Below are 8,272 nucleotides of genomic sequence, written 5' to 3'. Positions count from 1 at the left end.
CTGGCGCGGGGTGGAGCAGCCCGGTAGCTCGTCAGGCTCATAACCTGAAGGTCACAGGTTCAAATCCTGTCCCCGCAACCAACCACACAAAAAGCCCCTGAACGCCACAAACGTCAGGGGCTTTTTGTGTATCTGAAAACTGACGAGAGCCCTCCAGCGCCAAGCGCGCGGAGGGCTTTTTGCTGTTCGGCGCCCCCCTGAAAAAGGCCGCGCACGCAGCCTACGCCGACAGCTTGCGGTACCAGCCCAGGTCGACCCGAACCGCCCCGGCATCGACCGGCCGCGACCACGCCGACGCCGCTCCATAAAGCTCCCGGTATTCCTCCGGGCCCACAACCGACGCCGCACACAGAAGACGGTCGTGAAAACGCTGGCGCGCATCCCGCAACAGACGCTGCTTGCGCGCCAGAGGCTGAAAACCAACACCCCTGTCAACCACAACCGAACGAGCGGCCGCGTACAGGTCGTCGACGGAGGCCTCGACCCCCGGGTCGCGCTTGAGCAGACCGATCACATCGATCAAAAGCACGCGCAGGTCCCGCAGGTCTTCCTGCCCGCCATCCTCCACAAGGGAAGCGACGATCCGTTCGATCGCCGCAAGTCTCTCATCAATCGTTTCGGCGAAGCTCTTCTGCGCCATCAGCCGTCACCTCCAGAAACTCTACGAACCGCAGAGGCAGAATGAGCGATTATGGTTAACGAAACGTTGATGGCGAGCTGCTGGAGAGGCCGGAAACTGTTTCCACGCAAGGATTTCAGCGGAGCAGGCGGGAGTGCTCGATGCTGATGCAGCGGTTCATGACGACGCGAAGACCTGCAGCCTCGGCCCGAACAGCGGCCTGCGGGTGAGCGATGCCGAGTTGGAGCCAGAGGGCAGGGGCCTTGATGGCGATTGCATCCTCGACCACGTCCGGAACGTGCTCGGGGCGGCGGAAGACGTTGACGAGGTCGACCGGCTCGTCGATCTCCTGGAGGCGGGCCCGGAAGGGCTCGCCCTGGAGCGTTTGGCCAAGGGCTGTGGGATTCACCGGAATGAGCCGGTAGCCGGCCCGGCCGAGATAGCTCATGACGCCGAAGCTGGGGCGCCAGGGATCGGTACTCGCCCCCACGACCGCAATGGTCCTCACCCCTTCGAGGACGTTGCGGAGATAGTCAGGCGTATAGGCCTGATGATCGATGTGCGTATCGGCCTGCATGGCACCCTCCGCCTCACCAATCGTCTCGGTTCGCAGGCGGTTCCAACCGGCGGATCGGGATCAAAGTTTCGGATGTTGCGGTTGTCGTAAGGCGGATGCCGGTGAGCAGTCCGCCGATGGAACCGACCGATGGAGCTTTCGTCCGCATTTCAGGTGACGCCAGCCGACGGAGACCGGCCCGGAGCCTTCGCGTCCTTTCCCTATGACCGGGATCTGGTGCGGCGCTTCAAGGAGAGTTTCCCACGAGCCCGCTGGCGCGGGGCGGAGGAGCGCTGGTTCGTTCCGGGAACGACAGCCGTCCGCCGGCTCGACGCCTGGATGTCCCAGGAGCTGGAAGCGCTGGACCGCCATGCGGATGCCAAGGGACGCGATGCGTTCATCTTCGATCCGCTGACCAGCCCCTATCTCGCCGCCCAAGACGACCTGCAGGTTCGCACACCCTATTCCCGCACGGTCGTGGAGATCATGCGGACGATTCCCTGGGCGTGGTGGGACTCCGCGAACAGGATCTGGCGCGTGCCGTTCCGCTCCTACGAGGAATTGCGCAGGCGCTGGCCGGAGATCGAGGAGGCCGCGCGGCGCAATGAACCCGAGGCCAGGAGAAGGCGGCGGGAGGAGCAGAAGAGCCGCCCCTCCGGCGCATCCGATCGCGTCCAGGCCGAGCGCCGCCGCAGGCGCTATCCCGTGCCTGGCGACGATCTCCCGCCTCTCGAGCGTCCGGTCTCGACTCCGGCCTGGGGCGTGGTCGTATTCGAGGAGATCGACGAGGGGGTGAGGGACGAGGCGGTCAGGGAGTTCTATCCCCACCTGCAGGGGAATTTGTCAGGCTATGTCTGGGCCAGGTGGCGTATGCCATGGCTGCAGGAAGTCTACAGCACCAAACCTGCTCCCGAAGGGGAGGGGCTTGAGCTGAGGGAGAGCCGCGGCTGGTGGCTGCCGAGCCGGGACGAGCTGCAGGAGAGGGCGCGCAGGTTGCGGGAGATCGAGCGGGCTCAGCGATCGCGCGAAGCCGGGGGGAAGACCCAGGTCGATTTCTAGGCCCTCTCCGAATGCAAAAAATCCGGGTGCTGAGACCCGGATTTCCAAAAGTAGGGTTTCCAAGAATAACCTGGACTAGAACGGGATATCGTCGTCGAGATCGTTGTAGCGCGATCCGCTGCTCGCCGGCTCCGGCCGTCTTTCCATCGGGGAGGACCGTCCGAAGTCTCCGCCGCTTCTGATCTGGCCCGGCTCGTCGTCGCCGTACTCGGACGCCCCGCCCCCGCCGCGGCTGTCCAGGATCGTCAACTCGCCCCGGAAGCGCTGCAGCACGATCTCGGTCGTGTACTTCTCCTGACCCTGCTGGTCCTGCCACTTGCGCGTCTGAAGCTGGCCCTCGATGTACACCTTCGAGCCCTTCTTCAGGTACTGCTCCGCCACCCGCGCCAGGTTCTCGTTGAAAATCACCACCGAGTGCCACTCGGTCTTCTCCTTGCGCTCGCCCGAGGCCTTGTCCTTCCACGTCTCAGACGTGGCAATGCGAAGGTTCACTACCGGCTCGCCCGAGTTCAGCCGCCGCACCTCCGGGTCACGCCCCAGATTCCCCACAAGGATCACTTTGTTCACGCTGCCCGCCATCGGAGCCTCTCCTCATCTCTCCCGAGCCTGCCGCTGGTCCTCGACCAGCCTCGCCCGGGTCCGTTTACGCTCTCCTGCCCCGACAGGGGCATCGCTTCATGTTCTACATTTGTTCGCAATAATTTGCAAGCGAAGCGACGGCGGCATGCCTGGTCTCAATAGGTGGGCCAGAGCCCCGGCGTCGCAAGTTCCAGCAGATGCCCGTCCGGGTCGCGGAAATAGATGCTCTCGCCGCCGCGGGACCACTTCGTGCGGCCCTCGATCGTCACATCCCTGGCCGACAGGTGCTCCTCCCAGGCAGCGAGATCATCCGGCGCGACCGCCAAGGCGATATGGAGCGGACCGCTGCCGTCATGCGGCGGGATCGTGCCGCCCGGCATCCGCATGAGTTCGGTCGAGGCACCGCGCTTGAACAGCAGGAGAATGCTTTTGCCGGCGACATCGAAGGCGCATAGGCGCTGATCGGAATAGACGGGCTTGAGGTGCAGGATGCCTTCGTAGAACTCCCGGGCGCGCGAGAGATCGTCGACATAGAGAGCCGTTTCCAAAACCCCGTTCAGCTGTGGCATTCGGCATCCTCCCGATGATTGTCGCTGCTGAATGCCGAAGCCTACCCGATCGCCTGCGACGGCGCGACAGCCGATGATGCGGGCGAGGTGCGGAGAGCGGACAGCAAAAAGGGAGCGGTGATTATGCTCACCGCTCCCTTGTGTCGTTCATCGTCTGCTGGTTACTCGGCAGCCTGCAGATAGACCACCTGGCTCTGCTCGCTCTGAACGTCGCGCAGGGTCTTTGCCATGTAGTTCAGCCGCTCGATCGCCTTTTCGAGATCCTGCCTGGAGCCCTCGTTGAGATCGTACGCCTGTCGACCGCGGTAGAGGCGGTTGACCTGGCTCTCCATCTCGGCGGCGGCCTCGCGGATGCGGTGGACCAGGTTGTCTGCGATCACATCGGCGTTGCTGTCGACGACGCAGAAGCCGACATTGCTTGCACGGACTTTAGACATTCGATGACACCTCTTCTTGTCGTTCTTCTTGCGGTTCAAGCCACGGCCCGATGCTCATGCTCGGCGAGTAGGCCGAGCCGGCGAGCCAGGGAGTGTTTCGTCACGGGCCCCACCCAGGGAAGCGTCGCCAGATAGGCAAGCTTGTCGGGGCTCGCGAGGTATTCGTCGTAAAGGCGGTTCCGCTCGCGCCAGACCAGGTCGATGGCATCGGCCTTGCCGGGATGCCGGAAGCCGAGCCGTGTGGTCGAGCCGAAGGCCAGCGCCCGCAGGCAACGCTCATAGGTACGGCGGCCGACCGATGCGGTCACGCTGGCATGGCAGATCGCGTGGATCACCTGCTGCGCGAATTCGTCCGCGGTCTCGGGCTCGTGGCCTGCCGCATCATCACCGCTCGGGCCAAAGCTGTTCCATCCTTCGAATCCCAAGCTGGGCATTGGATTCACCTTATGCTCCAGGCTGCCTGGAGCAGCCGCACGAGCTTCGTTCCGGTTCGTTGAAGACGATGCGATGTCCGCCACGGGAGGGCCGTGGCCCTCACCATGCCCACCTGCGTCTCGCGCAGACGGGCGTTCGCAGAAAGCGCCCGCGCGCCCGTCGGGGCATGTCTGCGCGGGTTCTCGCCTGGAGCTTGGAAGCCTTGATCTCTCGAGGCTTTTTCAGTGCGCTCCGGCTCCCATAAGATGGGATTCGGATCCTTCGACTGCAAGGTCCCCAGCATCCGCGGAGCCGGATTTCCATTCGGCTTCGCCCCGTCCGGCCACGCGGAAATCTCGCTGCGGGCCAGCCTGAATGTCTGCGCGAGATCGGTTCCGGTCTCGACCTCATAGACGGAGGCGGCGCAGGAGAAGGCTTCCGCGAAAAGCGGCATGGCGCACCAGCTCTTCTCCGCCATCTGCATCGGCCACGTCCAGAGGCCGTCGCTGCGGCGATTGGCCAAGCTTTCGCGCTCGATGAAGTAGCCTGTCATTTTGTGTTCGAGGCCGCTCTCCGTCACGAGCCATTCCTCGTTCTCGAAGATCGGACGCTCCGCCGCCGTCGCCATCATGCCGACATTCCTCCAGCGGGTTCATCCCGCCTCATTGCCGCCAAATCTCGAATGCATCTAACGCAACTGGAACAAAACAAGAACATAACGCGAGCGCGCCCCGTGTCAAGCAAACGGTGAGCTTCCGGACTGTAATCTTGGAGTAACGGCCACTATGTGGGGGAAGGGGCGTCAGGATTGAAGAAATCGACTATCATCCGGCCGAAATTGAGGCGAAGGTCTCGCCAGAAGAAACGGCCCAGCTTGATTGAATCTGGGTCCTAGGAATGCAGTGGAGTTCTCGCGACATGACTAACCTGACGCGCCTGGAATCCGACAACCTCAGGCGGCTCGAGGAGATGCGCTCGACATTCGAGAAGCTGCGGGCGGAGCGCATCCGTGCGGAGGGCGAGGTGGAGCGCCTGACACGGGAGCTCGAGCAGGCGCGCGAGCACGCGCGGGCGGAGTTCGGAACGGATGACGAAGCGGCGATCCGGCAGTTGATCGAGGACGCGTCCGCGCAGAATGCCAAGCGCGTGGAGGAGTTCGGAGCAGCGCTGCGGGACATCGAAGCGCGGCTGAAGCAGCTTGGAGGCGAGCGCTGATGCGTGCCGATGCCGTCGATCACGAGGTGACGCGGATCGAGGCGTCGATTGCGCGTCTCGAAGGACGCCGCGATGCCGCCAAGGCGCGTGTCGAAGAGCTGAGGCGGGAGATCGAGTTCGCCAAGGGGCGCCTTGCCGTAAAGGACGAGGTCGAGGCTTTCATCGAGGCGGTGCATGGCAGCGCCAACCGGCGCAACCTGGCCGCTTTCGAGACGCTGCTGACCGCCCTGGTGCAGGAGGTCCTGCCTGGCGAAAAACCCGTCGCTCTCGACCTCTCGACGGAGCGGGGTCTTGCCTCCCTCGATATCTGTGTCGCCCGGCCGGACGGGACCCTGGAGGACGTGCTGGAGGACAATGGCGGAGCGCTCACCAACGTCGTCGGCATGGCCTTGCGCCTGATCGCCGTGGTGAAGGCGGACGTCGCGCGGTTCCTTGCTCTCGACGAGGCGGATTGCTGGATTGCACCCGACCGCGTCTCCTCCTTCTATCGGGTTCTGGAGGACGGTGCTGCGCGCCTCGGCGTCCAATGCCTCGCGGTATCCCACCACGACCTGTCGCAGTTTTCCGGACAGTTTCACATTGCGCGGATCACGGGCGAGCCACTGAACGGAGTCGGCGTGCAGTCTGCGGATTGCAGCGCCGCATGGGACGACGTGCGGCCGGGCCTGCGCTTCATCCGACTGGTCAACGTTCAGGCCTACAAGGATGCCACGCTGCATCTGAGTCCCGGCGTGAATGCGCTGATCGGTCCGAACAATCGCGGCAAGTCGACCTTCATTCGTGCCCTGCGCGCCGTGTTCTATGGCGAAGCGCGCGACAGTCTCGTGCGGGCCGGCGCGAAGTCCGCTCTGGTCGAGATCGGCGTCGCGGGACGACGCATTCTGCGCTTTACGCGCCAGCCGCGCCGTACGCCGGTCAACGTGTGGTCGTTGCACGAGGCGGATGGATCCGTGGTCGAAGAGCAGGGCATGCGCTACGAAACCGGCGGCCGGGCCGTGCCGGACTGGGTGGCGGACCTCTTCCAGATCAGAAAGGTGGAGGAACTCGACGTTCATATCGCGCATCAGAAATTCCCGGTCTTCCTCTTGGGCGAGACCGCCTCGCGCCGGTCGGCGGTGCTCTCCATCGGTCAGGAGGCGAGCTACATCCGCGATATGCTCGTCATTCATCGCGAGCGCTGCACTCGGGACAACACGTTCGTCCGCACCGGTGAGCGGGAGCTGATCGGGCTGACCGAGGCGCTCGAAGGGTTCGAAGAGCTCGACCTGCTGAAGAAGAGGCTTGCTGCCGCCCGCGATCAGGCGACGGAGATCAAGGCTGCCGACGCACGTCTGCAGCAGATGCGGGATTGCGCGATCTCACTGGCGCAACTTCGAGAGAAGCTGGCTCGGGTGCAGGCGCGGGCGCAGGCGACCGCGCAACTGCCCGAGCCGGAGCGCCTTGCCAGGCTTGCCAGCAATCTGGAGCGTTCCCGCGAGCGCGAGCGCATCGGGCGGCAAGTCGTCCAGGCGGCGGAAGCGCTGGCCCGCAGCCGGGCGCGCCTCGATGCGCTGCGCGCCATGCCGGAAGCCGCGCCGCCTCTTGAAAAGACGGCGCCGGCCCAAAACATCCTGTCCCGGCTGGTGGAAACCCGCAGCGCTGCCGCGCTCGCACGGGAGCGGCTGGCGCAGATCGGCCTCGGCTTGGAATCGATCCAGGCCGAGATGGCACGGCTCGTCGAGGAGACAGGCGGGCTTTGCCCGACCTGCGGCTCGCCCGTGAATGCCGAAAGCCTGTTGAACCATCACGCCCATTCAACGGTGGAGCGACTGACCGCATGATCCTGTCCGGAGAACAGCTGAAGCCCATCGCCTGCAATGGCCTTCTCGTGATCGGGGATCCCCACGTGGGATCCCGCCGTCCGGGCCGGCGCAAGGATCTCCAATGGCCGCTCCCGGTTTTGACTAAGCTCGAGCGCTGCGTCGGGATCGCCAACGAACGCGGGCTGGCGGTCGTCATCCTCGGCGACCTGTTCGACCGGCCCGTCGAGACGGACGAGGCGCTGAAGAACCAGCTTATCCGGACGCTGAAGGGTTTCCGGCACCGGCCCATCGTCAATGTGGGCAATCACGACATTCAGCATACGACCCTGACCGACGGCGATACGCTGGCTCTGCTGGGTCTGTGCGACGTGGTCGACGTCGTTGCCGCCTCGGCGCCCGTGGTCGAGGTCCAGCTGGAGGAACGCCGGTTGGGTGTCGGCATGACGCCCTATGGCCAAGCCATTCCGACCGATGTGCGCGGGTCTTTCTCCGGCCTCGATCTGCAGGCCTGGTTCACGCATCACGACATCGCCTTCGAGGGCGGCTATCCCGGGGCGGTCCCGCCTTTTGCCGTCGAGGGGTGCGACGTTCTCGTCAACGGACACATTCACAAGACGCAGAAGTCGGTGCAGGCGGGGCGCACCCGCTGGCTCAATCCCGGCAACATCACCCGGCAATCGGTGGATCTCGTCGATCACGTTCCCCGCGCGTGGATCCTGGACGGCAGCGGTGCGCTCGAAGCGCAGCCGCTCCCCTTCGAGGCCAACGTGTTCGACCTGACGGGCCGTGTCGTCGATGCGGCCGACGGCTCGGCGGTCGCGCGCGAGGTCGAGAGCGCCTTCGTGACCCTGCTCCAGGCCGAGTCGCCGACCGAGCTGAAGCGCAGCGGCGACGGCTCCATCGTCCGCGACGAGATCGAGGCCAAGTTCTCGCAGGACAATACGTCCGACGCGGTCCGCGCCATCGTGCGGTCGCTGCTCGGAGAGGCTGTGGAGCGTCACGCCCGCTCGTGACTTGAGGCC

Annotated in this window: 11 protein-coding genes and 1 tRNA gene; 5 read left to right on the top strand and 7 right to left on the bottom strand. The window is 64.8% G+C overall.

All coding sequences use genetic code 11. The features are described from left to right. Nucleotides 1-4: 4 nt before the first annotated feature. Nucleotides 5-81: transfer RNA gene (locus LGR44_RS10640), tRNA-Met, on the top strand. Nucleotides 82-220: 139 nt separating this feature from the next. Here LGR44_RS10640 and LGR44_RS10635 read toward each other — a convergent pair. Then, nucleotides 221-640: a hypothetical protein gene (locus tag LGR44_RS10635; RefSeq protein WP_226740164.1), complete on the bottom strand. Its 420-nt coding sequence runs from the start codon at nt 638-640 to the stop codon at nt 221-223. A 115-nt stretch (nt 641-755) separates the two neighbouring features. Further along, nucleotides 756-1,196: a CoA-binding protein gene (locus tag LGR44_RS10630; protein ID WP_226740162.1), complete on the bottom strand. Its 441-nt coding sequence runs from the start codon at nt 1,194-1,196 to the stop codon at nt 756-758. A gap of 129 nt (nt 1,197-1,325) precedes the next feature. Between LGR44_RS10630 and LGR44_RS10625 the strand changes: the two genes are divergently transcribed. Then, on the top strand, nt 1,326-2,234 hold the full coding sequence (locus LGR44_RS10625) for a hypothetical protein (RefSeq protein WP_226740160.1): 909 nt from the start codon (nt 1,326-1,328) through the stop codon (nt 2,232-2,234). A 75-nt stretch (nt 2,235-2,309) separates the two neighbouring features. On the opposite strand, the gene LGR44_RS10620 is transcribed toward LGR44_RS10625, so the two are convergent. The 5 genes from LGR44_RS10620 to LGR44_RS10600 all read right to left on the bottom strand — a co-directional run bounded on the left by LGR44_RS10620 (nt 2,310) and on the right by LGR44_RS10600 (nt 4,864). Further along, complete coding sequence (locus LGR44_RS10620; RefSeq protein ID WP_226740158.1) at nt 2,310-2,813, bottom strand: single-stranded DNA-binding protein; 504 nt, start codon at nt 2,811-2,813, stop codon at nt 2,310-2,312. Between the two features lie 155 nt (nt 2,814-2,968). Next, nucleotides 2,969-3,382 (bottom strand): VOC family protein, encoded by a 414-nt coding sequence (locus LGR44_RS10615; protein ID WP_226740155.1) that lies wholly within the window; start codon nt 3,380-3,382, stop codon nt 2,969-2,971. 161 nt (nt 3,383-3,543) lie between these two features. Next, nucleotides 3,544-3,819, bottom strand: coding sequence for a hypothetical protein (locus LGR44_RS10610; RefSeq protein ID WP_226740153.1), 276 nt, complete (start codon nt 3,817-3,819; stop codon nt 3,544-3,546). 35 nt (nt 3,820-3,854) lie between these two features. Continuing rightward, a complete protein-coding gene (locus tag LGR44_RS10605) occupies nt 3,855-4,253 on the bottom strand; it encodes a hypothetical protein (protein ID WP_226740152.1) in 399 nt (132 codons plus the stop codon). A 5-nt stretch (nt 4,254-4,258) separates the two neighbouring features. Beyond that, a complete protein-coding gene (locus LGR44_RS10600) occupies nt 4,259-4,864 on the bottom strand; it encodes a hypothetical protein (protein ID WP_226740150.1) in 606 nt (201 codons plus the stop codon). A gap of 287 nt (nt 4,865-5,151) precedes the next feature. On the opposite strand from LGR44_RS10600, the gene LGR44_RS10595 reads away from it, so the two are divergent. From LGR44_RS10595 to LGR44_RS10585, 3 genes are read left to right on the top strand one after another with little or no spacing between them, the layout of a single operon-like run. Then, complete coding sequence (locus tag LGR44_RS10595) at nt 5,152-5,448, top strand: hypothetical protein (RefSeq protein WP_226740148.1); 297 nt, start codon at nt 5,152-5,154, stop codon at nt 5,446-5,448. After that, nucleotides 5,448-7,268: an AAA family ATPase gene (locus tag LGR44_RS10590; RefSeq protein ID WP_226740146.1), complete on the top strand. Its 1,821-nt coding sequence runs from the start codon at nt 5,448-5,450 to the stop codon at nt 7,266-7,268. Before LGR44_RS10595 ends, LGR44_RS10590 begins: the two co-directional genes overlap by 1 nt. After that, nucleotides 7,265-8,263, top strand: coding sequence for a metallophosphoesterase (locus tag LGR44_RS10585; RefSeq protein WP_226740144.1), 999 nt, complete (start codon nt 7,265-7,267; stop codon nt 8,261-8,263). The genes LGR44_RS10590 and LGR44_RS10585 overlap by 4 nt, the downstream gene beginning before the upstream one ends. The last annotated feature ends 9 nt before the right edge of the window (nt 8,264-8,272 follow it).

It is taken from the genome of Microvirga lenta, assembly GCF_020532555.1.
In the GTDB taxonomy this organism is placed as follows: Bacteria; Pseudomonadota; Alphaproteobacteria; order Rhizobiales; family Beijerinckiaceae; genus Microvirga; species Microvirga lenta.
This window is presented reverse-complemented; position numbering and strand designations above follow the sequence as displayed.

Bases quoted from the DNA above. Each gene is read 5' to 3' on its own strand.
- LGR44_RS10635 (WP_226740164.1), bottom strand. From the start codon at position 640: ATGGCGCAGAAGAGCTTCGCCGAAACGATTGATGAGAGACTTGCGGCG.
- LGR44_RS10630 (WP_226740162.1), bottom strand. From the start codon at position 1,196: ATGCAGGCCGATACGCACATCGATCATCAGGCCTATACGCCTGACTAT.
- LGR44_RS10625 (WP_226740160.1), top strand. From the start codon at position 1,326: ATGGAGCTTTCGTCCGCATTTCAGGTGACGCCAGCCGACGGAGACCGG.
- LGR44_RS10620 (WP_226740158.1), bottom strand. From the start codon at position 2,813: ATGGCGGGCAGCGTGAACAAAGTGATCCTTGTGGGGAATCTGGGGCGT.
- LGR44_RS10615 (WP_226740155.1), bottom strand. From the start codon at position 3,382: ATGCCACAGCTGAACGGGGTTTTGGAAACGGCTCTCTATGTCGACGAT.
- LGR44_RS10610 (WP_226740153.1), bottom strand. From the start codon at position 3,819: ATGTCTAAAGTCCGTGCAAGCAATGTCGGCTTCTGCGTCGTCGACAGC.
- LGR44_RS10605 (WP_226740152.1), bottom strand. From the start codon at position 4,253: ATGCCCAGCTTGGGATTCGAAGGATGGAACAGCTTTGGCCCGAGCGGT.
- LGR44_RS10600 (WP_226740150.1), bottom strand. From the start codon at position 4,864: ATGATGGCGACGGCGGCGGAGCGTCCGATCTTCGAGAACGAGGAATGG.
- LGR44_RS10595 (WP_226740148.1), top strand. From the start codon at position 5,152: ATGACTAACCTGACGCGCCTGGAATCCGACAACCTCAGGCGGCTCGAG.
- LGR44_RS10590 (WP_226740146.1), top strand. From the start codon at position 5,448: ATGCGTGCCGATGCCGTCGATCACGAGGTGACGCGGATCGAGGCGTCG.
- LGR44_RS10585 (WP_226740144.1), top strand. From the start codon at position 7,265: ATGATCCTGTCCGGAGAACAGCTGAAGCCCATCGCCTGCAATGGCCTT.